The sequence below is a fragment of the Chitinophaga dinghuensis genome, assembly GCF_003259435.1.
GTDB lineage: Bacteria > Bacteroidota > Bacteroidia > Chitinophagales > Chitinophagaceae > Chitinophaga > Chitinophaga dinghuensis.
On the sequence record NZ_QLMA01000004.1, the window covers coordinates 326,594 to 352,714 of the forward strand.

At 46.1% G+C, this 26,121-nt stretch carries 21 protein-coding genes; 13 read left to right on the plus strand and 8 right to left on the minus strand.

Annotated elements, in window-relative coordinates; genetic code table 11:
• Positions 1 to 14: 14 nt before the first annotated feature.
• The 4 genes from CLV59_RS13500 to CLV59_RS13515 form a co-directional block, all read right to left on the minus strand.
• Positions 15 to 2,687, minus strand: coding sequence for a carboxypeptidase-like regulatory domain-containing protein (locus tag CLV59_RS13500; protein WP_111592574.1), 2,673 nt, complete (start codon positions 2,685 to 2,687; stop codon positions 15 to 17).
• A gap of 35 nt (positions 2,688 to 2,722) precedes the next feature.
• On the minus strand, positions 2,723 to 3,196 hold the full coding sequence (locus tag CLV59_RS13505; RefSeq protein WP_170137745.1) for a DUF4402 domain-containing protein: 474 nt from the start codon (positions 3,194 to 3,196) through the stop codon (positions 2,723 to 2,725).
• A 29-nt stretch (positions 3,197 to 3,225) separates the two neighbouring features.
• The gene (locus tag CLV59_RS13510) at positions 3,226 to 4,023 is read right to left on the minus strand and encodes a fimbrial biogenesis chaperone (protein WP_146616194.1); all 798 of its coding nucleotides are present in this window, start codon (positions 4,021 to 4,023) and stop codon (positions 3,226 to 3,228) included.
• Positions 4,024 to 4,191: 168 nt separating this feature from the next.
• A complete protein-coding gene (locus CLV59_RS13515; RefSeq protein WP_111592577.1) occupies positions 4,192 to 4,701 on the minus strand; it encodes a DUF4402 domain-containing protein in 510 nt (169 codons plus the stop codon).
• 929 nt (positions 4,702 to 5,630) lie between these two features.
• On the opposite strand from CLV59_RS13515, the gene CLV59_RS13520 reads away from it, so the two are divergent.
• On the plus strand, positions 5,631 to 6,131 hold the full coding sequence (locus CLV59_RS13520) for a hypothetical protein (RefSeq protein ID WP_111592578.1): 501 nt from the start codon (positions 5,631 to 5,633) through the stop codon (positions 6,129 to 6,131).
• A 181-nt stretch (positions 6,132 to 6,312) separates the two neighbouring features.
• Positions 6,313 to 7,467, plus strand: a complete 1,155-nt coding sequence (locus CLV59_RS13525; protein ID WP_111592579.1) for an aldose epimerase family protein — start codon at positions 6,313 to 6,315, stop codon at positions 7,465 to 7,467.
• A gap of 326 nt (positions 7,468 to 7,793) precedes the next feature.
• On the opposite strand, the gene CLV59_RS13535 is transcribed toward CLV59_RS13525, so the two are convergent.
• A complete protein-coding gene (locus CLV59_RS13535; RefSeq protein ID WP_111592910.1) occupies positions 7,794 to 8,414 on the minus strand; it encodes a DUF4159 domain-containing protein in 621 nt (206 codons plus the stop codon).
• A gap of 206 nt (positions 8,415 to 8,620) precedes the next feature.
• Between CLV59_RS13535 and CLV59_RS13540 the strand changes: the two genes are divergently transcribed.
• The 9 genes from CLV59_RS13540 (at position 8,621) to CLV59_RS13580 (ending at position 21,486) form a co-directional block, all read left to right on the plus strand.
• A complete protein-coding gene (locus CLV59_RS13540) occupies positions 8,621 to 9,622 on the plus strand; it encodes an AAA family ATPase (protein WP_111592581.1) in 1,002 nt (333 codons plus the stop codon).
• 4 nt (positions 9,623 to 9,626) lie between these two features.
• The gene (locus CLV59_RS13545; protein WP_170137746.1) at positions 9,627 to 10,514 is read left to right on the plus strand and encodes a DUF58 domain-containing protein; all 888 of its coding nucleotides are present in this window, start codon (positions 9,627 to 9,629) and stop codon (positions 10,512 to 10,514) included.
• Between the two features lies 1 nt (position 10,515).
• Positions 10,516 to 11,844, plus strand: coding sequence for a BatA domain-containing protein (locus tag CLV59_RS13550; RefSeq protein ID WP_111592583.1), 1,329 nt, complete (start codon positions 10,516 to 10,518; stop codon positions 11,842 to 11,844).
• Positions 11,837 to 13,945 carry a DUF4175 family protein gene (locus tag CLV59_RS13555; RefSeq protein ID WP_111592584.1) on the plus strand — a complete coding sequence of 703 codons (2,109 nt, stop codon included), beginning with the start codon at positions 11,837 to 11,839 and terminating at the stop codon, positions 13,943 to 13,945. Before CLV59_RS13550 ends, CLV59_RS13555 begins: the two co-directional genes overlap by 8 nt.
• Entirely contained in the window at positions 13,942 to 15,330 is a 1,389-nt protein-coding gene (locus CLV59_RS13560) for a hypothetical protein (protein WP_111592585.1), read from the plus strand. Before CLV59_RS13555 ends, CLV59_RS13560 begins: the two co-directional genes overlap by 4 nt.
• Before the next feature lie 158 nt (positions 15,331 to 15,488).
• Positions 15,489 to 17,123 (plus strand): TldD/PmbA family protein, encoded by a 1,635-nt coding sequence (locus CLV59_RS13565; RefSeq protein WP_211323848.1) that lies wholly within the window; start codon positions 15,489 to 15,491, stop codon positions 17,121 to 17,123.
• Positions 17,124 to 17,132: 9 nt separating this feature from the next.
• Complete coding sequence (locus CLV59_RS13570; RefSeq protein WP_111592586.1) at positions 17,133 to 18,467, plus strand: TldD/PmbA family protein; 1,335 nt, start codon at positions 17,133 to 17,135, stop codon at positions 18,465 to 18,467.
• A 44-nt stretch (positions 18,468 to 18,511) separates the two neighbouring features.
• Entirely contained in the window at positions 18,512 to 20,146 is a 1,635-nt protein-coding gene (locus CLV59_RS13575) for a TldD/PmbA family protein (protein ID WP_111592587.1), read from the plus strand.
• Positions 20,147 to 20,148: 2 nt separating this feature from the next.
• Positions 20,149 to 21,486 (plus strand): TldD/PmbA family protein, encoded by a 1,338-nt coding sequence (locus tag CLV59_RS13580; protein WP_111592588.1) that lies wholly within the window; start codon positions 20,149 to 20,151, stop codon positions 21,484 to 21,486.
• Between the two features lie 844 nt (positions 21,487 to 22,330).
• Here CLV59_RS13580 and CLV59_RS13590 read toward each other — a convergent pair.
• On the minus strand, positions 22,331 to 22,750 hold the full coding sequence (locus tag CLV59_RS13590) for a hypothetical protein (RefSeq protein WP_245950864.1): 420 nt from the start codon (positions 22,748 to 22,750) through the stop codon (positions 22,331 to 22,333).
• A gap of 89 nt (positions 22,751 to 22,839) precedes the next feature.
• Between CLV59_RS13590 and CLV59_RS13595 the strand changes: the two genes are divergently transcribed.
• Entirely contained in the window at positions 22,840 to 23,682 is an 843-nt protein-coding gene (locus CLV59_RS13595; RefSeq protein WP_111592590.1) for an alpha/beta hydrolase, read from the plus strand.
• Between the two features lie 40 nt (positions 23,683 to 23,722).
• On the opposite strand, the gene CLV59_RS13600 is transcribed toward CLV59_RS13595, so the two are convergent.
• Positions 23,723 to 24,439, minus strand: a complete 717-nt coding sequence (locus tag CLV59_RS13600) for a 3-ketoacyl-ACP reductase (protein ID WP_211323850.1) — start codon at positions 24,437 to 24,439, stop codon at positions 23,723 to 23,725.
• An 86-nt stretch (positions 24,440 to 24,525) separates the two neighbouring features.
• Here CLV59_RS13600 and CLV59_RS13605 point away from each other — a divergent pair, with 86 nt between their 5' ends.
• The gene (locus CLV59_RS13605; protein ID WP_111592592.1) at positions 24,526 to 25,395 is read left to right on the plus strand and encodes an aldose 1-epimerase family protein; all 870 of its coding nucleotides are present in this window, start codon (positions 24,526 to 24,528) and stop codon (positions 25,393 to 25,395) included.
• Positions 25,396 to 25,548: 153 nt separating this feature from the next.
• Here the strand turns inward: CLV59_RS13605 and CLV59_RS13610 are convergent, their stop codons facing one another.
• Positions 25,549 to 26,064, minus strand: coding sequence for an outer membrane beta-barrel protein (locus CLV59_RS13610; RefSeq protein ID WP_111592593.1), 516 nt, complete (start codon positions 26,062 to 26,064; stop codon positions 25,549 to 25,551).
• Between the last annotated feature and the right edge of the window lie 57 nt (positions 26,065 to 26,121).

Genomic DNA, 26,121 nt, shown 5'->3' on the forward strand with positions numbered 1-26,121 from the left:
GATTAAAAAAAGAGTTAGTGTTTTTCCTGGGTGAATTCTGAGGATTTTGTATTAATATCTTTTGTAGGTGTATTCCGTGTTGCTTCACCATCCAGTGAAGTGAGTATAAATGACAATCCGTCTGCCACATCACCTTCTATACTACGTTTTATCTTAATGGTCAACGTAGCAGGTGTTGCCTTCATGTTGAGACGTTTTAGTTGTACTGTATCCACGCTAACGGTATAAATTCCTGGTGATAATCCCAAATAAGTGAAGTAGCCGTCCCCTTCTGAGAGTACGGATGCTACTTGTTTGGAGGCTGCATTAAATACATTTACTTTAATTCTGCTTTGCCCTTGTTCATTATTGTTTTTTATCGTGCCAGCCACTTCTCCCATTACATTGATAGGAATTTCTACCAACTTAAACTGATTGGGAAGGGCCTGTACATTGAAAGTGGGATTTTTAATTTTCCAGGAGATAGAATTAAGGCCATCCGGATTGACAGAAATGGTGTAGGTTTTATAGGGTTCCAGGTTAAATATCCGGAACAAGGTATCTTCCGGTTCATATTTTGGAATCCCTCCATATATTTGAGGTACTACTCCGTCTACTTTGGGTTCTCCGGGATCTTTTTGTCCATTTCCATTGAGGTCCAGGAAAGCCTGTACAACAAGTTGTGCTCTCCCCACGCTGCTCATGTTGTTTGCCGATAGGTAATTACTGTTTTTGTCGAACAAAAAGCTACCGCCTGCAGATTGTGAGACGGAAGACCTTCCACCGGAAATATTGGTACTAAAGCCCGTTTTGGCGAAGGAAAGATCGTAGCGCAGCATTATTCCCGTGGTAATCTGTTTATCAAAAACATCCCTTTCAAATGTTAGGCGAATGAATCCGCGGCCCACCAGTGGTTTTTCCAGTTCTATTTTTGCACTGGTAATCTGATTTCTATCATAAGCGTATTGGATTCGGGGAGTAAAGAACATCTTTCTGAACAGATGGTATGTTTGCGAAATATTAGTATAGGCCAATGTTTTATACCCTTCTCTAATACTGCAGAAAGTAGTTAGGTTCGCATTAACATGCCCTATATTTCCGGAGCAGATCCATTCTGTTGTGGTAAACTTAATGGGTGGTATATCGCGCTTAAATTCACCTAATCCTTGCTGTGTGGGCATTGTAATATTATCTATTGTAAGTTTGGATAGTATAGAAAAGCGCTCTCTTCTGATCGGCACCAGGAAAGAGGCTTTACGTTCTTCCTGATAGTTATATATCACTGCTTGTTGATCTTTTTGATAACGCTGGTACATCAGTTCTATTTCTATATCTGATCTGGATCTCCAGAAGAGAGATGTTTTCGATCTCACTTGCCAGGCGTATTCACTACTGAGTATCACATTCCCAAATAATCTCCAGGATGCATTTAAAAAAGGGATGGCATTACCGTTAGGCACAGCCGATAGATATTCCACTCCACCTCCAATTGTAAATTTCTGTGTAAGTCCATAATGCAACCTTGCAGATGCAAAGCGGCTATTAACAGAGTCCAGTTCTATACCTCCTGTCAGTGAATAGTCGAATTTCTTAGCGGGAAGCAAGTTAAAGGGTACGGTAATATCTTTTTGGTGGGAGCGTTCTTCTCCCCAAGGCCCATAAAATCGGAGCAGCATTCTGGTATTGCCATATAGAATGGGAACGTTGAAACTATAAAACCCGGAAGCATCTGCTTGTTGGTAGTCAAACAACACATCATTAATATAGAGTTCTACTTTCCATCCTGGTTCGGTAAAATCGGTCAGATGATAAGTGCCGAAAGTAGTTCTGTTAAATGTAGGCGTATTGGAAATCTGTATACCAGCTAATGGAAACAGGACAGAAGCGATGGTAGGGGTATAGACTCTTCCAGCGATCACCTGCCTTACAACCGGATTATCATTATTGGCGTAGCGCCAGGTGAATTGTTGATTACGGATATCAAATTGCCGGCTATTGGTATAGTTTATCAGCATATTGGTTTCGCCACCGGCTACTGTTCCTCCGAGGGCTAAGTTAAGGGCCAGGTTATTTTCGCCTTGTTGTTGCTGTGTCGCATTGATGGACCAGTCGGCTACTGTGATATTACATCCTACAAATTTTCTGCCGATGGTACTATCCACTTTGACGACACCTTTTAGTCGGTTGATTCTATCCCGAACCATTTGTTGTCTCATTTCTTTGATTACCGGGAGATCTAATTGAGTGGTCAGATCAATGCATAGGTCTCTGAATTTGAACTCGCAGTTCAGTCCGAATATTTTCCCCCAGTGGCAAGCTTTCAGATAAAATCCGGAAGCATTGCTGATCAGGTCTTGTGCTGTAAGGTCTGTTCTCTTTTCCCTGTACATAATATGACCTGTTTTATCGATCAAAAATATATCCTGTTGATTCATGAGAAACCCAGATAGGGTGTCTTGGTGATCAGACAGGGTATTCTTAATTTTCAGGAAATTAAAAACTTCGGACATAGATAGATAAACTTCCTGGTTCCGAATGATAACAGGTATATCCATTAGTCCGATTTCTTTCGATCTCAATGTCACACTTACTTCGTCGTCTTCCATTGGTTGTTGCGCATAGCAAGATTTGGAAACTCCTGTTATGATTAGTGTCAGGAAGATCAGACTCCATAGCACTGCAATACCTTTATGAAATGGGCCTTTCACTGGTTGTTTTGATTACCGTTTCTATCAATAAGGGGTTATTCTCCTGCTAAAAAAGTAATGAATAACTGGCCATCATATTTTCCAGCCGGTAAGCTTCCTGCACCAGAAACATTCAGGGTCGCTCCAATACTGATGCTGGTCCTGGTTTGCCGGGTTATAAAGGGAGTAGCGGGGTCCGTTCCATTCAGTCGTAGTGTCATGGTATTACCGTTATTTCCTCTTAACAGACTTTTAGTTTCCAGAAGAGTCACTTTAGTACCAATGGGAGCCTCCATTTCAATAATGATGGGGCTTCCGATGATACCTTTACCAATTGGGATAATATCACCGGTCACGATGAAATGATCTGCCGGTGATATTGAAATAGTTCCTCCGGCGGGGCCTATGCAAAAAGTCCCAAAACTTAGGGACTGCATCGTTGTAAGTGAAACCTGGGCCTTTGCCGGAAGGCAATGCGACATTAACAGCATACTGTTGATAACTGATAAAATCGCAAGTTTATTTTTCATATAGATTATCATAGATAACCTGTTATTATTCATTTCAAGACAAGTTCCTGTTTAGCAATGGCGCCAGGGGATTTTCCACCAGATGATTCATAATTCACTTCCAATCTACCCTGGTGATAATCTATTTTTGCAGAAGGTGCCAGGTCTATCCTGACTTTTCTTCTGTTCAAAGGCGTATATACGGCCACACCTTTAATGGCTGCAGCGCGGGTTTTTTGTCCGGTTGCTGAAATGTAATCTATCGTCAGGTCGCCGTAAACAGACATATTTCCTTTTCTGTTCAGGAACATCACAGCCTGAGGCTTCACTGGATCTATGAAATCAATGCCTACATCTGAAATGGTAGCAGTGGTAGAATCTTCTCCTATCCGGATAATAACCGGAATTGTGATACCAAAAACCGGGACAAGTTTCACGGATACACTGGTAGTATCTGTAATGGTTTCTTTCTCTCCAGCGGCTACAGGAAGAGGTACTGAGCGAAAATAAATATGGGAGCGATATTCACCCGGAGGCAGGTTACCTGAATTGATCACTTGTAATTTTACTGCTTGTGATTCTTTGGGAGCAATGGTGATAGTACGAGGGAATACACGCAGGTAATTACTGGCAAAATTTTGACCGGAATCAGGGCGTTCAATGTTTTCAAAAGTGCCATCTTCATTCATTTTGATCTGTATAAAAGAAATCAGGTAAGTGGCAGTATCTTTTCCGGTGTTGGCGAGGCCGAGGTCCTGGGCTCTTTTAGAGCCATCAAATACAACTCGTTTGGGGTAGATCATCAGATCTCCCTGTGCCTTTACAATGTCTGCTGCAACCAAGAACATGAGCAACCAGACTACAATGAATGAAACAACATATCTATGTTGCAGAAAAAAAAGCTGCTTTGTTAAAAGCGCTGAATATTTCATCGTCTAAGCTTTTAATAACATGATATAGAGAAACCAGGGGAACTTGCGCAACGCGCAAGCCCCTGGTTTTACTGATACAGCTGATTAATTATAGTTTACAGTAACATTGAATGGAGTTGCAGTGGTGTAGTTACCTGGGGCAATGTTAGCAGTCACTTCCAGAGTAGCACCTACATTAAGTGTTTGTACACCGCCGGTCAGCAGACCAGTACCACTAGGATTACTAGTGAAATTGTCTACAACGATAGTGTTGCCACCATTAGCCAGTGATACGCTTGCTGGCAGAGAAATAGCATAAGTATAACCAGGTTCTCCGGCAACATTGAAAGAAGCTGCGGATACAGTACCAGTTCCTGGTAACTGAGTTGCGCCACCGCCAAAAGTGCGGGAACCATCGGTACCCAGTACTACGGTACCAGCAGCAGAAGAAGGAGCCACCAGACCGAAGTTCATGTGTGTAGCGGTAGTAATTGTCAGAGGAGTTACAACATAAGCTGTAGCGTTAGCAGTCGCAGTCGCAGAAACTTGTGCAGACGCTTTCATTGAAAATAACGCAAATGCAACAACAGTCATTGATAGAATCGCTCTTTTCATGGATTTGGATTTAATTTAAAAATGAATAAATAATAAAAACATGGGAATGAGTAGGTCACTGTCTCGAAGAGACATGACAGAGTGGTGCATGCAAACAATAGCTCAATACAGAGACCTATGGAAGCCATAAGTTCCCAGTAAATACAAACAATTCCTTACATATTCAATTGGGGAATACAGGTCTATAGCAAGACACATGACAATCGAGGAATGGTTTTTCAGCTATCATCTTTTATTAAAGAGTTGTTTTAATCATGATGCTTTAGTTCAGAATTTTGAGGGTGTTAAAAATTTCTTGGGGGTGTTTAATAATTCACATCACTAAAATCAAATAAGCAGTTCGAAGTTAAAGAAGAAATTTATATATCCAATTTTTTTTTAGTCAAATTGATAAAAAAAATATCAATTTGAAAATTTTATACTGCTGTAATTAAGTGCTGTGGCTGATTTTATAGTAAATTAATAATTTCGGAATCCTATCTATGTGATAAAATAGATTGTAAATGGTGTACTATGCCTCCATAAGACGCATATACGAAAATACTTGTTTAGACATGATATTGCTTGGTGGCAAGTGAAGTGGATTATTTTCGTATATACGTTTAGGTTATACATTGATGGCTTTTAGAATTAGATTACCACTGCGTTTTAGCAATATACTGTTTTGAAAAAAAGAGAAATAGGTTAATTGCTTGCAGCGCTTAATGCTCCAAGAGTGTAGGTTGCTTTTGGAGAAGCAGTCAGTTAATGCAACAGGGAAATATGCTCCATCTATTGCTGCCGCCGAATTAGATGACGATCACAATCCCTCGGGCTTTGATAAAATAGATAGTGAAAAAATTGAGCAAACATAATAGCGCCTACTTGTATATATAAGTTCATTTACATATATTGGTAAAGTCATTTAAGTGACTAACCACCCATTTTATATGAGAACATTTACAATTTTTATATTTCTGTTAGGTTGCTCCCTATACAGTACAGCACAGAAATCCCCCGCTGAAAACGAGTATGACAAGATAGTCCGGATACTTAGCGCCCGTTCTAATGACAATGATACTTTGGGGAAGTCCCTGTTTTATACTATCATGGTGAAAACGGGAAAAACAACGGAGGTGGTGTTTTCAGGTAACTATTACTTTGCAGATAGTACTGCCAGGAAAAAAGAATTAGCGAAGTTGAATTGGGCTTTATTTGGTAAAGGGCCTAATGGATGTTATATCATTCCCGTCTATTATCTGAAGCGTTCCTATGATGATACAGTAGAATTTGATGCAAAAGGAGGAATCATTGAAGGGCATCCGGCCAGTGGTACTTATTGGTCCGATTTTCAACAGGTACAGACTTTGCCTGCGGTGTTTATCACGAAGTATAATGGCCCCAAGAAAGCGCCAGTATTTGTTGATAAAAGTGGTCTAAAACAGCTATAAGGTAATTTATAAAGGAGAATGGCGTTCCATAAACAGGGGGGCGGTCATTCTCGTTTTACTGGAACTGCTACAATATCAGACTAACATATGATTAACAATGAAGCAGGACAGTACAGTTTGCGTTTAAAAGTATATTCACGATATTTAGTTATTGTTTTCTCACAAAATAATTAAATACGTTATGGAATTGAACTACAAGGGTCTCTCCACCCTTTTGATTTCCAGCGCGTTGCTGGCCTCCTGTCATAATAATGCGACCCCCGGGCAGGCGGAAAAAGAAACTAAAAAAGATACAATGACGGCTACACAACAGGCACATGTCTACGGAGAATCCGATGGGCAGCAGGTAATGCAGTACACCCTGAAAAATAGTAATGGTATGCAGGTGAAAATCCTCAACTATGGAGGTATTATCACAGATATCATTACGCCTGATAAAAAGGGCAATATGGGTAACGTGGTGTTATCTTATGATACCTTGGCTGGCTACCAGCAAAATGGGCAACCATATTTCGGCGCCCTCATCGGCAGATATGCCAACAGGATTGCCAATGCTAAATTCAAACTGGATGGCAAGGAATACGCCCTCGCTGCTAATGATCATGGCAATACCTTGCACGGCGGTATGAAAGGCTTCGATAAAGTGGTGTGGAATGCTACCCCAGCGGGAGATAGCGCTCTGCAACTGGTCTATAACAGTAAAGATGGGGAAGAAGGTTATCCCGGTAACCTGACCGCTACCGTAATTTATACGCTGACGCCAGATAATGCCCTTCGTATCTCTTATAAAGCAACGACGGACAAGCCTACCCCCGTCAACCTGACCAATCACGCTTACTTCAATCTTTCCGCAGGCCAGGACAGCACCATTCTGAATCATGAACTGTCGCTCAAAGCCAGCAAATACACGCCTGTAAATGATAAACTCATCCCTACCGGCCAGTTGGCGTCTGTAAAAGGCACCCCGATGGATTTCACCGCCCCTAAGGCTGTAGGTAAAGACATCGCCTCCGTGAAAGGTGGCTTCGACCACAACTGGGTACTCGATAAGAAAAATGGCGACCTCGAAACAGTAGCCACTCTCTACGATCCTAATTCCGGTCGTTTCATGGAAGTAGCTACCACCGAACCTGGTATCCAGTTCTATTCCGGCAACTTCCTGGATGGTACCCTCCAACATACAGATCACGGTAAAAAATATCCGCAACATGGCGCGCTCTGCCTCGAAGCTCAACACTTCCCAGATTCTCCCAATGAAACGGATTTCCCTAACGTAATTCTGAAACCTGGAGATACCTATTCACAAACTACCGTATATAAGTTCTCTGTAAAATAATATTGGGTTACAACCCTGCGCATCCGCAGTCAGCATAAAACGCCGGCTGCATTTTCCGCCGCGCGCACACCCGCTGTGATAACGGAACTACCGCATTTTCAGCAACCCTGCGCACAACCATTCGCTGCATTTTCCGCCGTGCGCATACCCGCTGTGATAACGGAACTACCGCATTTACAGCAGCCCTGCGCACAACCATTCGCTGCATTTTCAGCCATGCGCAGCACCCGCCCGTCAGGGCGGAACCAACCCCGAGATCAAAATCTGACATCGAAGATGTCAGATTTTGATCTCAATAATATCCGCGTGAGCAATTACCAAGCAACTCACTGCAACGCATACACGACAATATTCACCCCAAACTTAGTATTATCCTCCGCCAAAAATCGCTTATTCCTAAAATCATAATCCCACTCACACCCATAGTCTTTATTACTATACAGCACACCAATCCGCCCATTAACAGTAATCGCCTTCAGGTACTCATGCACCAAATCATCCCCCCAGCCATTTAACTCAAAGGAAGTATTCGGAGGCCCCTTCTCAAACTGAAAAAAGGAACGGTAAATAGGATGCGTATTAGGAATCTTCTTCATAGCCGCAGGCCCAAACAAAGCAGTCATCTGCGTTTCAAAAGATCGGGCAAACAGCCCGTCTATATCATGATTGCAGTCATCCACAAACACAAACCCGCCATGCTGTACATACTGCTTGAAATTCGCCGCCTCCTGCTTATCAAATTGCACAAGCTTATGCCCACTCAGATAGCAAAACGGATATTGAAAAATCTCCGGACTACCGAGGTCTATCACCTTCTCCTGCATCGTAACAGGAATAGTGGTATACTCTATCAGCGAATTAAGAATATTGGAAGGCATACGCTGATCCGTATCCCAGTCGCCCGATTTATATCGCAGTCGTACGAATGTAAAAGTTTTTCCCTGCATGAATTTTGGCTTGTTGTATCCTGCAACCCGGAAGTTATCAAAATAAAAAGAGGAATCAAAAATCATTGCAGATTTCTATCTTATTAGAAAAAAACAGAAGGTAATTGGTATGAACTGGTGCATTTAATGATGACCGGTTATTATTTTAAACCTATTGTTGTTACTTTAGTGTTCATACACAACCACTTTCTTCGCTAAACGATGGTATGATGCTTAATGAGAAATTGTTGCAGGAACTGCTGCAAAAGCTTCCTGTTCTCCGACAGGAAATCAAAAAAGTAATTGTAGGTCAGGAAACAGTACTGGACGAGGTATTGGTAACAATGCTCGCCGGTGGTCACTGTTTACTGGAAGGTGTGCCCGGACTGGCCAAGACCTTGCTGGTTCGTACCCTCGCACAAGCCCTGGACCTGCCTTTCCGCCGTATTCAGTTCACCCCGGACCTGATGCCCACGGATATCATCGGCACGGAAGTCCTGGAAGAAGATCACAGCACAGGAAAACGATTCTTTAAATTCAATAAAGGACCTCTCTTTGCCAATCTCATCCTGGCAGATGAAATAAACCGTACGCCGCCCAAAACACAATCTGCTTTACTGGAAGCGATGCAGGAGTTTGAGGTTACCTACGCAGGACAAACCTACCCGCTGGATAAACCTTTCTTTATCCTCGCTACTCAAAATCCAATTGAGCAATCTGGTACCTATCCACTGCCGGAAGCGCAATTGGACAGGTTCCTCCTATATATCCGGATCGGTTATCCCGGAGAACAGGAGGAAACAGCAATCCTCGCAGGTACCACCGGTAGCCGTAAAACAAATGTGCAACCCGTCCTCAATGCCTCAGATATCATCCAGCTCCAGCAGCTGGTTCGTGATGTTGCCATCGATCCGGAATTGATCGGTTATGTAAGCCGGCTGGTAAGAGCCACCCGCCCTATGACCACACATGTCAATGAGGTGAAAGAATGGGTGAGATGGGGCGCCGGTCCCCGGGCCGGTCAGGCGCTGATCCTTACCGCTAAAGCTTTTGCCTTGCTCAATGGGCGCTTTGCCGTTACCATGGAGGATATCAAAGTGATGGCATTGCCTGTGCTCCGTCATCGGGTACTGATGAACTTCAAGGCGGAAGCCGAAGGCATTCTGCCAGATGATGTTACCAATATGCTGCTGCAAAAAATTTCCAGAACCGCAACCGTGCTTTCTTAACTTCATGAGCAAACTCCTGACACCTAAGACCATTCTTGCTATCAAGGATCTGCCACTGGCAGCTAAAGCCATTGTAGATGGCTTCCTGACAGGTATGCATGCCAGCAGAATGAAAGGAGTGGGACTGGAATTCAGCCAGTACAGAAGCTATCAGCCAAGCGATGATCTGCGGTGGCTGGATTGGAAAATGTATGCGCGGTCCGACAGATACTATGTCCGTCAGTCGGAAATAGAAACCAGTATTGATATACAACTGATCGTAGATGGGAGTAACTCCATGCAGCATACAGAAGACGGCGTTTCCAAAATGGACTATGCCCGCTATCTGGCGGCCGCATTGGGCTACCTGTCGCATTTGCAAGGAGATGCTACCGGCCTCGCAGTGATGCAGTCGGCCGGAATGATATCGCTGACAGCCCGCAGAGAAGCGCAACATATGGCCCGCTTTTACTACCAGCTGGAACAATTGCAGCCAGGAGGACGATTTGGCGAAGCACACCAACCACATCTGATGTTCTCCGGTCCGCATACCCGAAAGCTGATCATCTTTATCTCTGATTTCTATGAACAGCAGGAAGAAATGTTCAAATTACTGGAATCTATGGCGGCAATGGGCCACGAAGTACTGACCTTTCATCTGGCCGGCAACCACGAAATGCAGGCACAATTCGGTGGCTATCAGGCAGTGGAAGACCTGGAGACCGGAGAAATACTGCAACTGGATGGTAAGGTAGACACGGATACTTATGCAGCTGCCTGGCGGAATTTTACAACCCGCATCAGCAACCGCCTAATGGAAAAACAAATCCACTATAAATTATTATCGCTACAGGAGCCCCTGGATACTGCCCTCCGGGATGTGCTGCTACAGCGTGCTAAAATGAGAAGATAACTTGCTACACCTGCTGCAACCCATATGGCTGTTGTTGACTGCCGGCATCGCGGTGCCGGTTATCCTGCATCTGTGGAATCGTAAGCCTGGCCGTATTCTTAAAATAGGAAGTATACAACTGCTGAAATCAGCTACGGTAAGGCATGCACGAAGTCTACGTATCTCTGAACTATTATTGCTCTTGCTACGTTGCCTGCTAATTATTCTGACAGCCTTACTGCTGGCGCATCCCCTGTGGGAAAATAATTTCAGCCGCGAACACAGAGGATGGATAATTTTGGAAGACGACGCCTATCCGCACTTCAAAAAAACAATCGACTCCCTGGTGGAATCTGGTTGCGATATACATCGCTTTCATACCAACTTCCCCCGGGTGAATATACGACACCTGCCTTCCGGCGATACCAGCACCATCGGTTACTGGCAATTATTGAAGGAACTGGAAACCCTTGTCCCTGCTGATTTTCCGCTGCACGTATTTTCGCAAGCAACATATAACAGATTTCAGGGAGACAAACCTTCCCTGCACCTCCGCATTAACTGGCAGGTATATACGAAAGATACCACGCTTACCTGGAATCACTACCGCTACAGTATTAGCCATGACAGCAGCCTTCAAATAAAAGGACATGCCAATGCCCACGGCATCTGGTACGCATCAGATCGTGTAGGCGTTAGCGATAGTAGCAACACCACTGTGATCATTTATACCGATAAATACCAGCAAGACGCTGCTTTCCTGCTGGCAGGCCTCCAGGCAGTACAACAATATACGGGCAGTAACCTTCAAATAAAATCCGTCCGCAATTTGGCAGAAATAGATACCATGGCAAGCTGGATCTGCTGGTTGTCAGACAATCCTGTTCCTGCCATCAGGGGAGGAGCCCGGATACTGAAATATGCTACTGGTAAAGAAGTGCCTACCGATGCAGTTTTGGGAGACATCAGACTCTTCAAACGCATTCCGTACTCGCAGCAAAACGATAGCATACTGCAAAGCGACAGCTACGGGTCTCCCGTAATAACTACTAACGGCAAAGTATACACGCTTTATACCCATTTGCACCCGGAATGGACCAACCTTACCTGGAACGGCCACTTCCCGGAACTGCTCCTGGAGGCGCTGTTTCCTGTTCCTGATGCCGGCATCCACGATGTGCGGGCACTGGATGGAAAACAATTGCGAACTCCCGCGCCTACTTCAGGCAACACGTTTAAACCCGTTATCACCACGGATCTTAGTGATGCCTGTTGGATAATGTTATTCCTCATCTTTGCGCTGGAAAGATTCCTGGCCCTGCGCAGCAAAAAAGCACCGGCCAATGGATAAGCAAAGAGGAAGACAACGGATTGAAATGATCAGAGGGAGATGGATCTCCTTCCGCATCATGGCCATTGAATTACAATCGGCCACTGTGGCCTTAATAGGCTATTTCCTGTGGGGGATGCCCGGACTATGGGCCGGACTCGCATACATGCTCCTCTTTGGAGCCTACTTCCTTCGGAAACTACCTACTAAAGCAGAAGTAACCATCTGGCTGAACCAGGAATTCCCCGAATTGGAAGACAGTACTGGTATCCTGCTGAAACAAGAAGCAGACTGGAACCTACTGGAACAGTTGCAAGCTGCGAAAATTACACCGCGACTGGAACTACTAAAACTGCCGCTGTCATTCTACAAATCGGTCTGGTATACTATCCTCTTTGGCATCATTGGAATAATCCTATGCGTAGTGATACAAATCAGAAGAGGTAATGATATCGTCAGTACAGCGCCCACTTTCCCTACAACGCTGACTGAAAAGGTGATTCCGGGTATTCAAAAAGTAAATATCACAATAGTTCCGCCGGCCTATACGGGATTGGCTACACGTAGTCAGGCATCCTTCCATATCACGACGGAAGATAGTTCGGAAGTGCGCTGGGAAATACATACGCATGCTGTTCCGGGTAGCATTATCTTGCAATTCAGCGACAGTACGCAATTGCGCATGATACCGGATAGTAGCGGTACCACCTGGCATGTGGCTAAACGCATCACCCATACTGGTTTTTATCAGGTGAAAATGGATAGTATCTTATCCGGCTTCTATCAACTCCAGCTAATTCCTGATCAGCCGCCGCTGATCAAAGTAAGCAGCCCTGCCCCTAATACCACGATTGATTTTGGCCGTCCTCCATTGGTGAATATCCACGCGCAGTTGTCGGATGATTATGGCCTGAAATCGGCCGCCATTGTGGCAACTATCGCCAGTGGAAGCGGAGAAGCAGTGAAATTCAAGGAGCAGCAATTTGCTTTCGATCAGGGCCTGCCCGATCATCCAAAACTGTTGAATGCCTCCAAAACATTGAACCTGGCCAATTTGGGCATGAAACCAAGAGATGAATTGTATTTTCATATAGCCGTTACCGATACCCGACAGCAACAAACGCTCTCGGATGTTTATATCGTTACTTTGCCAGATACCGCTGCCTTGTTCAGTTTGGATGGGATGGTAAATGCGGTGAATATTAAACCGGAATATTTCCGTAGTCAGCGACAAATCATCCTGGAAACAGAAGCGCTGATACATGATAAGGACAGTCTGGGTACTACCCGTTTCAACAGCAAAAGCAATGAACTGGGTACTGATCAGAAACTACTCCGTTTACGCTACGGCAAATTCCTCGGTGAAGAATCTGAATCTAATGTGGGTGATCCCCGGGTGGAAGACCATGATCACGATCACGGCGACCATGACCATCAAACAGAGAATGGGGCCGATTTCGGCAACGCCGCCAAGATATTGGATGAGTTCACCGATAAACATGATAATGCAGAAGATGCCACTTTCTTCGATCCGGAAATTAAGAAACAACTGAAGGCTACCCTCACAGAAATGTGGAAGGCAGAATTGCAATTACGTCTGTATAAGCCGCAGGAGGCCCTTCCATATGAGTATAAAGCATTACGGTTACTAAAAGATTTACAGCAAAAATCCAGGGCCTTTGTGCCTAAAACAGGTACCAAAACAACGCCGCTCAAACCAGAGAAAAGACTAACCGGTGAGCAGGATAAAATCAGTCCGGCTGTCATGAAACAAATCAGGGACTATAATGATCCTGATGCCGTGATTCGTGCAGGCATTGCCGTATTAGACGGCCACGTGTCTCCCGAACAATTAACCAACAACAATAATGCTACTGTTTTACGCCAGTCGTTGGCCAGACTTACCACCGCAGCTTCCCGTGAGCCTGGTAAATACCTGAATGCAATGGCGGCCCTGCAACGTATTGTACAAGGGCAGTTCAAACATACAGATCCGGTACTGGCGCAACAGGGATTGTGGAAACTCCTGTCGCCCGCTGTAATGCCGCAACCGGCACAGCAACAACCAGGATTGCTGCAGGATTATTATTTCAGAAATATTAAAAAGACAGCCAACCCATGAGCCAGTATCGTACATACATCATTGCCGCTGTAGGTGCTTTGCTACTGCTATGGTTACTCTGGCAGGAATACAGACGTACAAATAAACGTTTCCTTACGGGCCGCATACTGGTAAGTATACTGGCGGTGGTAAGTCTCGCAATGCTAGGAATATCCCTGCATTCAGCAGAAAAGGAGGAGGAGCAGACGCCTGTACCTCCAAGCGCAGCTATCGTTGCTCCACCGCGTTTCCTCGCTTGCAACTGGGAACGGCATCTGGGATACTTACAGCCGGTACATTTTACAGGGCGTTATCATAATACAACGTCATCGACTATACGAATTCATCTGTCTTTTGCCGGAGAAACGCTGGATAGTATTACCATTCCTGCAAGTAAGGATACTACTTTCCGACTGCAAACGGTTCCGCCATTTCTGGGAACAGGGCTGCTAAAAGTAATGGCTCTTGCAGGAAAAGATACCCTCAGTACCGCGCCTGTTCCTGTGGAAGTCGCTCCCGTACAACCTTTACGGGTACTCTTTGTAGCGGCTAGTCCGGATGTAGAAAACAGGTTTCTGGCCGACTGGCTCTCCAGTCAGGGAATGGCGGTAGCCATGCGCAGCCAGGTGGCCGCCAGGCAATATAGTACCCGCTTTGATAATATGAGCAATGTGTCACTGGATGCGTTGACAACAGGCTTGCTGGATAAATTTGATGTAGTAGTGGCCGACAGGCAGGCCCTTACAGCCACAGAGAAGGCCACGCTGACGGAGTATATGCAGCATCATGATATCGGGCTGTTATTACATCCCGATAGTAACACAGTGGTGCCGCAAATCGCAGGAGAAGTGCTGTTAAAAGATAGTATGGGTAAACCTTCGGCAGTGATGCACCACCGGAGTATGGGAAAAGTACTGGAGTGGGGGAACAACAGTACCTATACCTGGCAGCTCAGCGGCGATTCCATGCGTTACCGCCGGTTCTGGAGTACCTTGCTCAGTGCTGCTGCCCGAAGTATGGAGCCTAAGACTACCATCACGCTTGCCCCCGCTTTTGCGGCTGTGAATAATGAAGTGACTATTACTTTAAGAAATACAGGACCATTATTGGATACAGTAGTAAATGTAGGGGAGACACGCTTGCCGCTGGCCCAACATCCTTTACTCCCGGCCGAATGGCGAACTACCTGGTGGCCAGGGAAAAATGGATGGCAGCTGTTGAAATACCAAAACATCGCCATAAACGAATACATTTTCGGGCCGGATGAATGGCCGGAATTACAACGTAAACGCTCTGTGGTGGCAGATAAGGCCGCAGAGTCGTCACTTGCCGCTCCTGCCTCCTGGTGGTGGGCAATAGCTTTTCTGGCAGCCTGTATTATCCTTTGGATAGAAAAGAAATTGTGATCAACGGTTATAAAAAACAGATAAAAAAAATTAGCTTAGGCGACGATAGAAATATATAGGTTTTTGTATTGCATGAGTAATCACACACAGGTGTTATGTCTGGTGGTACAGGCCTGTGAACCAACGAAATCTAAATCTAACCAAATCAACAGAACCGCTTGAAACGTAAAGACTTTATCCAGCTCTCTGCTATGGGACTGGGTGCCCTCGCCCTGCCGAAGTTCGCTTTCGGCAATCCTGTTGATCCATCACGTTTTTTGAATGATGGAATCGATGTGAAAGTAAAGAAACAGCTGGCCGATGTTGCGCTGAATGCAGCCAAAGCGAAAGGCGCCACCTATGCGGATGTACGCATCGGCAGGTACCTGAACCAGTTTGTCACTACCCGCGAAACGCGCGTGCAGAACATTGCCAACACAGAATCTTTCGGTGTAGGCATACGCGTCATCGCGAATGGTTGCTGGGGCTTTGCCGCTACCAACAACGTGACAAAAGAAGAAGTAGCTAAAGCCGCAGAACGCGCCGTAGCCGTAGCGAAAGCTAACAGCAAGGTAAAAGCAGAACCAGTACAACTCGCTCCCCAACAGGGTTATGGCGAAGTTAGCTGGAAAACGCCTATCGAAATTAATACCTTTACCGTTCCGGTAAAAGATAAGGTAGACCTGCTGCTCTCTGTCAATGATGCTGCCCTCAAAGGAGGCGTTAACTTCGTGAACTCCGCCATCCTGGCCATCAATGAACAGAAATATTTCGCGTCTACAGATGGTTCGTATATCGATCAGGATATACACCGCCTGTTCCCGACTTTCAACGTTACCAAAATAGATCGCGCCAGCGGTAAATTCGAAACCCGTAAATCCCTCGGTAACCCTGTGGGAATGGGCTATGAATACCTCTCCGCAAGACCCCAGGATAAAGTAACGGGGATCATTACACGTTACCGCGACAGATACGATATGCTGGAAGATGTCAGGAATGCAGCGATCGATGTAGAACAAAAACTGAAAGCGCCCTCCGTGCAACCAGGTAAATATGATCTCATCCTCGATCCTTCACATCTCTGGCTGACCATCCACGAATCTGTGGCGCACCCTACAGAACTGGACCGCGTACTGGGCTATGAAGCCAACTATGCAGGTACCAGCTTCCTGACGCTGGACAAATGGAAATCCGGCAAATTCAATTTCGGTAGTAAACTGGTCAACGTAGTAGCCGATAAACTGCAACCTGGCTCCCTCGGCGCCGTAGGTTATGACGATGAAGGCGTACAATGCGGTCAGTGGGATCTCATCAAAGATGGCGTACTGGTAAATTATCAGGCCATCCGCGATCAGGCACATATCATCGGACTGAAACACTCACAAGGATGCTGCTACGCACAAAGCTGGGCAGACGTTCAGTTCCAGCGTATGCCGAACGTTTCCCTCCAGCCAGGTAAAGATCCCCTGAGCGTGGATGATATGATCAAAAATGTAGAAAAAGGTATCTACATCATCGGCGACGGCTCCTTCAGTATCGACCAGCAACGTTATAACTTCCAGTTCGGCGGACAAGTATTCTACGAGATCAAAAACGGTAAAATCGCCGGTATGATCAAAGACGTAGCCTACCAGGCCAATACCCAGGAATTCTGGAACAGTTGCGCCGCTATCGCAGATAAAAGCGATTACAGACTGGGTGGCGCGTTCAACGATGGTAAAGGACAACCAGGACAATCCAACGCGGTTTCCCACGGTAGTTCCACCACCCGATTCAATGGCGTAAATGTTATTAACACTGCACGAAAAATCTAACGGACAACAATGGCAATTTTAAATAAAGAAGCAGCGAAAGCACTGATGCAAAAAGTGCTCTCTTTCTCTAAAGCGGATGAATGCGAAGTCAATCTCCGCGGGTCAGACGGCGGAAATATCCGCTATGCCCGAAATGCAATCTCCACAGCTGGCGATATTAGCACCCTTACCCTCAGCGTGACCTCTTCTTTCGGTAAACGCTCCGGAACAGCCACCATCAACGAATTTACAGATGATGCGCTGAAACGTGTCGTTCAACGTGCAGAAGAACTGGCGAAACTGGCGCCGGAAAATCCTGAGTATATGCCGCTGAATGGCCCGGCAGATTTCAAGGACGCACCTACCTTCATAGAGGCCACCGCGAAAATTACGCCGGATGACCGTGCAGAGGCAGTAGCAAAAAGTATCAACGTAGCGAAAGAAGCAAAACTGGAAGCGGCAGGATTCATCGAGAATAATACCAGCTTCGATGCCATCATGAACTCTAAAGGCTTGTTTGCTTACGATACAGATACCAATGTTGTATTTACAATCACTACCCGCAATGCCGCCGGCACCGGTTCTGGTTTTGCAGCAAGAGGTTTCAATGACGTACGTAAACTGGACACCGATGCGGCTACCCGTATCGCAGCCATGAAAGCTAATAGCAGCGCAGATGCGAAAGCTATCGAACCGGGGAAATATACCGTTATCCTGGAACCGGTAGCAGCTACCTATATGCTGGAGAATATGTTCCGCGGACTCGATGCACGTAGTGCAGACGAAGGTCGTAGCTTTATGAGCAAACCCGGTGGCGGCAATCGTATTGGCGAACAACTGATGGATGAGAAAGTAACGATTTATTCCGACCCGTACCATCCTGACCTCCCCGCATCTACCTGGAACCGTGATGGACTGCCAGTCAACAAAACTACCTGGATTGATAAAGGTATGGTGAAAAACCTGGCCTATTCTCGGTTCTGGGCACAGAAGAAAGGCGTACAGGCTGTTTCAATGCCTACCAATATTATCATGGAAGGCGGCAGCGCTTCCCTCGAAGAACTGATTAAATCCACTGAAAAAGGTATCCTCGTTTCCCGCCTCTGGTATATCCGCATGGTAGACCAACAAACCCTGTTGCTCACCGGCCTCACCCGCGACGGAACTTTCTATATCGAAAATGGTAAAATTAAACATCCTATTAAAAATCTCCGGTTCAATGAAAGCCCGGTGATCATGCTGAACAACGTGGAAGCATTAGGTAAGACGGAAAGAAGTATCAGTATTGAATCCTACCGGAGTTACCTCATTCCGCCAATGAAGATACGTGACTTTACCTTCACGTCCCTGTCGGATGCTGTGTAACATAATGACTGCTCATTCGTCGTCATTCACATAAATGTTTACCCATGAAAAGAAGAGATTTTCTACATCTCACAGGCATGGGGATAGGAGCGGGACTGTTATCCCAAATACCCCTCGTAGGGAAAGCTATCCCCCTTGAAACCCCTTGGTATTCGGTGGATGTGGCCAAAAAGAAGGAAATGGCCGACATCGCCCTCAATGCCGCGCGCAGTAAAGGCGCCACCTATACGGATGTTCGTATAGGCAGATATCTGAATCAATATGTAATCACGCGGGAAGACAAAGTAGAGAATGTAGTCAACACGGAATCCTTTGGTATCGGTATCCGCGTATTGGCCAATGGCTGCTGGGGCTTCGCCAGCACCGACAATCTCACCAAAGACGGTATCGCCAAAGCTGCCGCGCTGGCAGTGGCTATCGCAAAGGAGAATTCCCGTATCATGACTACCCCGGTAGAACTGGCCCCACAAAAGGGTTACGGGGAAGTAAGCTGGAAAGCGCCTATCAAACGCAACGCGTTCGAAGTGCCTATCAAGGAAAAAGCCGACCTGCTCCTTTCTGTCAATGATGCTGCAATGAAGGGCGGCGCCAACTACATCGGCTCCTTCCTCTTCCTCGTCAATGAACAGAAGTATTTCGCCAGCTCAGACGGTTCCTATATCGATCAGGATATACACCGTATCTGGCCTACTTTCCGCATTACAAAAATCGATGCTGCCACCGGCAAATTCGAAACCAGAGCGGCCCTCAGCGCCCCAAGAGGAATGGGTTACGAATACCTCATGCCTGATGAGTCTGAGAAAATCCATGGCGTCACTACGTTGTATCGTAACCGTTATGACATGTTGGAAGACGCCCGTCAGGGTGCTGCACAGGTACAACAGAAAATGAAGGCGAAGTCTGTAGAACCAGGAAAATACGACCTGATTCTGGACCCTTCCCATCTCTGGCTCACTATTCACGAATCTGTAGGTCACCCTACTGAACTGGATCGCGTGCTGGGATATGAAGCCAACTTCGCTGGTACCAGCTTCCTGACACTCGATAAATGGGAATCAAAGAAATTCAATTTCGGCAGCCCAATCGTCAATATCAAAGCGGATAAAAGACAACCGGGTTCCCTCGGCGCTGTTGGTTATGACGATGAAGGAGTAGCCACCCAGGAATGGGACCTCATCAAAGACGGCACACTGGTGAACTACCAGGCTATCCGCGATCAGGCACATATCATCGGGCTGGATCACTCCCAGGGCTGCTGCTACTCTCAAAGCTGGAACGACGTGCAGTTCCAACGTATGCCAAATATCTCCCTGCAACCAGGCAAACAGCAACTGACGCCTGCAGAGATGATTAAAAATGTCGAAAAAGGTATCTTCATAGTAGGAGACGGCTCCTTCTCCATCGATCAGCAACGGTATAATTTCCAGTTTGGTGGCCAGATGTTTTATGAGATTAAGAACGGACAAATAGTAGGCATGCTGAAAGATGTAGCCTACCAGAGCAATACGCAGGAGTTCTGGAATTCCTGCAAGGCCATTGCTGATCAGCGCGACTACCGCCTCGGTGGCTCCTTCTTCGACGGAAAAGGACAACCAGAACAGGTAAGCGCAGTATCACACGGCTCTTCCACCGCCCGTTTTAATGGAGTAAACGTTATTAACACAGCCAGAAAAATTTAATTATGCCTATTCTTACAAGAGAAGAAGCGCAGGCATTATTGAAAAAAGTGCTTGCCTACTCAAAAGCGGATCAATGCGAAGTAAGCGTATACGGCAGCGATAGCGGTAATATCCGTTATGCCCGTAACGCCGTTTCTACCAGCGGAGGTAATCTCTTCAGTCAGCTGGCAGTATCTTCTGCCTTCGGAAAACGTCAGGGAATAGCCACCATCAATGAGTTTGATGACGCTTCCCTGGAAAAGGTAGTACGCCGTTCTGAGGAACTGGCGAAACTTGCCCCGGAAAACCCGGAATTTATGCCTTATTTGGGCCCGCAGCAGTATGGACCTTCCGGTGCAGGATTCGTCCAGGAAACGGCCGCTATTGACCCAAAAAAGCGTACTGACCTGGTGGCTGCCAGCCTGGATGTTTCCAGACGCAACGATCTCATCGCTGCGGGATTCCTGGAAAACACCACCGCTTTCAGTGCCATGATGAACTCCAACGGACTCTTTGCGTATAACACCAGTACCGGCGGGAAATTCAACGTAACGCTCCGTACGCAGGATGGTACTGGCTCCGGCTATGTCAGCAAAGGCTTTACGGATGTATCCAAACTGGATGTAACGTCCGCTACTACCATTGCTGCAAAGAAAGCCGCTGGCTCCAAAGGGGCGAAAGCGCTGGAACCCGGAAAGTATACCGTAATCCTGGAACCTGCTGCAGCAGCCGTATTGCTGGAACAGATCTTCTTCAATATGGATGCCCGCAGTGCCGATGAAGGGCGCAGCTTCCTCAGTAAACCAGGCGGTAAAACCAAAGTAGGAGAGAAGCTGGTAGACGATCGCGTTACCATCTACTCCGATCCATGGAACCCTGAACTGCCTACATCTCCCTATAACGGCGATGGCAGACCTCAGTCGAAAATCACCTGGATCGATAAAGGTGTGATCAGTAACGTCTATTATTCCCGCTACTGGGCCGATAAACAGAAGGCCAAACCAGTTCCTTCCCCGGATGGCGCCATTATGATCGGTGGCTCCAAAACCCTGGATGAACTGATTAAGTCTACTGAAAAAGGTATCCTGGTAACCCGTCTTTGGTACATCCGCGAGGTAGACCCGCAAACCCTGCTGTTTACAGGCCTTACCCGCGACGGAACTTTCTATATCGAAAATGGTGAAATCAAATATCCCGTTAAAAACTTCCGCTTCAATGAGAGCCCGATTATCATGCTCAATAACCTGGAAGAACTGGGGATCTCTGAACGTACCGTCAGTGGCGAATCCGGCGCTGAAATGCTCCTGCCGCCAATGAAAATACGCGACTTTACTTTTACCTCCCTTTCAGACGCTGTATAACAACGTCTCACTAAAAGAAAAACAAAAATCTCCTTTTTGTAGTCCCTGCCGAGCGGTAGGGACTACAAAAATACTATCACAAAGTCCGTTCAAACGCTTCCTCCTGTAACCCTTGCCATCCGCCAATGTGCGCAGAAAAATAGTCATCTCAATACCGCCTCAATACTTCCTCTGTAACTGCCCAGCATCCGTTGTGGACACAAAAAAACACAATCGTAACATCCTCAAAACGTTCCTACTGTAACCCTTTCTGCGCGTGCCTTTGTGCATACAAAAAATGCCATCGTCCCGGCTGCCCAAACGCTTCCTTCTGTCATCCTTCCTATCCGCCAATGTGCGCACAAAAAACGCATCTCAATACCGCCCCAATACTTCCTCTGTAACTGCCCAGCTGCCGTTGTGCAAACAAAAAAACACAATCGTAACATCCTCAAAACGTTCCTCCTGTAACCCTTTCTGTGCGTGGCTTTGCGCATACAAATACGCCACTGTCCCGGCTGCTCAAACGTTTCCTCCTGTAACCCTTGCCATTTGCCAATGTGTAAACAAAAAACATCGTACAGGCCGCCTAAACGTTTCCTTTGTAATGCTGACTTGCTTACTTTATACACACAAAAAAACAATCGTAACACCCGCAAAACGCTCCTTCTTAAATCCTACCCAGCCGCCACTGTGTACAAAAACACCATCGTCAAGGCATCAAAAATCTTCCACATAAAACAGAATCCTAAATGCCCGGCTGTAGCCCCTGCCCGCAGGGCAGGGGCTACGAATAAAAACAAAAACCGGAATTGACGTCGCAGACGTCAATTCCGGTTTTTGCCAAAATAATATGCAGGAATAACTATTCCTCAATCATTTCCGACTCCTCCTCCTTATGCCTCGGCTGATACCACAAATAATAAAAAGCCAATATCAAAATCCCCGACACAAAAGGAATCAAAGCCAAATGTTTGAACGTCATCTCCCCATAAATCACCATAGCATCAAAATGAAAAAACTCACTAATCATCCAATACGAGTTAGCGCTAATCCATAAGCTGATAGCCACATTATGACACAACTCCGCCACATACTGGCGTGTACGCCACGCAATCACCAGGGAAATAATCAGGGTAGGAAAGATCATGGCTATACCCAACGGCTTCCAGATCATACACCAGGCCACATCCTTCAGCAGCCAGAAAACAATATGCAAGTTTTCCATTTTCCGATAGCGCAACGGAATGGTATACACAGGAGCGGTAGTCCTCTCTTTGATCATGTTGGTTGAATTACAGATTTTGGGCTTAAAGATATTCTTTATCTTCGTTTTCTGCCAGAACTTATTCCTCAACATCAATCGAACATCCTATGATGGCAAACGAATTCTATTGGTCTACCCGTAATACCCGCTTCCATGGCATACAATGGACGCCCCCGGCTTTTTCGTATGTAATGATTATTGTGCACGGCATCGGCGAACATATCGCCCGATATGATCATGTAGCCACCTATTTTACTGAAAAAGGCTATGCGGTCATTGGTATCGATCATTACGGACATGGCGCTAGCGACGGCCTCCGTGGCGCGTCCAAAGGTTTTGAGTTCACCTTCGATTACCTGGCGGACTTCCTCCAACATGTACAAGACACTTTTCGTAAACCGATAGTCATGTATGGGCATAGTATGGGAGGGGGCATACTAACCGGATTTTTGTTGAAGAGACAACCGGATATCGAGGCGGCAGTCATCTCTGCTCCGGCCCTGATCGTGGCCCGCCGGCCAGGTCTGCTGCTGCGGGGAATCCTATACCTGGGCGCTAAACTATTCCCTGATCTTCGTATTAGTCAGGGCGTGGATATAAATAAAATATCACATGATCCGGCAGCAGTAGAGAAGTTCAAAGCAGATCCGCTGAGGCACGACAGGATGAGCCTGCGCCTGGCTGCAGATATGGTGCGAAACGGACAATGGTGCCTCCGCCATGCAAAAGAGCTGAAAGTACCTGCGCTGCTGATTCATGGCAACGCCGATGCGCTAACAGCCGTGGAAGGTTCCCGCAAATTTGCGGACAGTGCGCCACCAGCGCTGATTACCTACAAGGAATGGAATGGCAGTTATCACGAACTCCATAACGAACCGAACAGCAAAGACGTACTGTTCTTTATCAATAAATGGCTGACCCATCATACCGAAATAACAATGGTTGGTTAGCTATGCTAACCAACCATTGAAAATAAACTATTGAAAATAATTACGGATTGGTAGACCACAGTCCGGCAGATTTAACCACCACCCGACGATTCAGTTTCAGCTGTGCCACCACAAATTCGGCCAGGTCTTCCGGTTGCATTACCTTATCAGGATTACCATCTGTCAGTTGCAGTTCCTTCGCCATGTCGGTGGCAATGGTGCTAGGCGTCAACGCGCTCACCCGGATATTGTGCTTGCGTACTTCCAGCATCAGCGATTCTGTCATACCCAGCAATCCGAATTTAGAAGCGCTGTAAGCACTGGTAAGCGGTGCGCCACGCTGCCCGGCAGTGGAAGAAATATTGATGATATCCCCGGATTTTCTTTCTATCATGGAAGGTAATACCGTACGGGTTACATAAAATGCGCCCAACAGATTTACCTGGATGATCTCCTCCCACTGAGCAGGACTCAGTTCCATGAAACTGCCAAAAGCAGCAATACCAGCATTGTTAATCAGTATATCAATAGGGCCCAGTTCGGAAGTCAGACTCGCAATAGCATTTTCCACCTCTTCCAAATTACCCACGTTTGCAGTAGCAACAGCGGCTTTCACACCATGTTTACGCACTGCTGCAGCCACTTCTTCCAATGTGGATGCTGTACGGCCCATCAACGCAACATCTACTCCCTCTATCGCCAGCGCCAATGCGATTGCCTTTCCAATTCCTTTGCCAGCGCCTGTTATCAGGGCTTTTTTTCCTTTTAATGACTCCATAATGCTTAATTTAGCTGTTTCAGATTTCTCTGGAATGATTGCAATTTACAGATTATCTTCGCTACAAAATATTAAATTACTGTGTCATGATACGGCTTTCCAATGAAAAACTCACCGTTGATATTGCAGAGAAAGGCGCAGAACTGCAAAGCATCAAACGCAACGACAATAGCCTGGAATATATGTGGAGCGGAGATCCCGCTTTCTGGGGTAAAAAAAGTCCAGTCCTGTTTCCTATAGTAGGCGGACTAAAAAACAATAGCTACCATTATAACGGTCAGGAATATACGCTTGGTCGCCACGGATTCGCCAGGGATATGAATTTTACCGTAGTGGAACAAGGTCCTGATAACGTGTTGTTCTCACTGGTGGCTACAGAAGAGACCCTGAAAGTTTATCCTTTCCATTTTATCTTTAGTATCCGCTATGTACTGACAGATACAAAAATCACTGTCAGCTATCATGTGAAAAATACCGGTAATGAAATGATGTATTTTTCCGTAGGAGCACATCCCGCTTTCAAAGTGCCGGTAGCAGAGGGCTCTTCATTTACCGATTACTATCTTCATTTCAGTCATACGGAGAATGCAGGCAGATGGCCCCTCTCAGAAAAAGGGCTGATAGAAATGGAGCCGACGCCACTATTGAACAATACGCAAAAACTGCCATTGGAGAAATCATTATTTTATGAAGACGCGTTGGTCTTTAAACACCTCGCCTCCAATCAGATCAGCATTAAGAGCGATCTCACTTCCTACGGCGTTACCGTTCAATTCGACGACTTCCCTTATATGGGCATCTGGTCCGCTAAAGACGCCAACTTCGTTTGTATAGAACCCTGGTGCGGTATCGCAGATAACGTATACACTACCAGCGAACTGGCAGCAAAAGAAGGTATCAATGCCCTTCATCCGGGCCAGCTGTTCGACAGATCCTGGTCTGTTACCGTACAATAATAACAACCAAACATAGAAAGATTGTAAAAACAACGAAGGAGCGGACATCAGTCCGCTCCTTCGTGTATATATTCCTGTTAGAATAATTATTGTCGCGCCAGCAAATGACCTATTTATTGTGCCTTTGCCTGCTTTGCGTCTTTGCGAGAAAAACTAGAAGTTATATCCTGCTTTTAATCCCCAGAATGCTTGGGTACCGTCTTTAAACCAAGCCTCATATTTACCTTCCACATCCAGCCCCAGTAAACGGATACCAATACCCGGAGCTACCAGTGCACCTACGCCGTTGTTATAGTCGCCAGTGAATTGGGCAGTACCGCCTTCCACTTTCGCATACAAGATAGAGAACAACTTGTAACGAAGCCCCAAACGGATAGGAATCACTTTGGCAGAAGGAACATCGTACGGATTACCGCCATTGTTAATGGTTTTACCCCCGAAATACATAAAGCCGATAGACCCTACTGCGGTAAGCCCTGCCACCAGTTTGATATCTGCACCAAGACCAATACCATAACCGGTTTTGTGGGTGTTGCTGAAATCTCCTGTTGGAAAACCTGCTTCTACAAAAGGACCGATGCTAAATCTCTTTAACTGTGCCTGCGACGATTGTGCGCTAACGCATATGATCAGCAGAAAGGCAGCCAGTGCCTGGAAGACTTTTTTCATAAGATCTATTTTTCAAAGGATTTGGTTGTTATGTAAATGTAAGGAATCCTTTGAAAA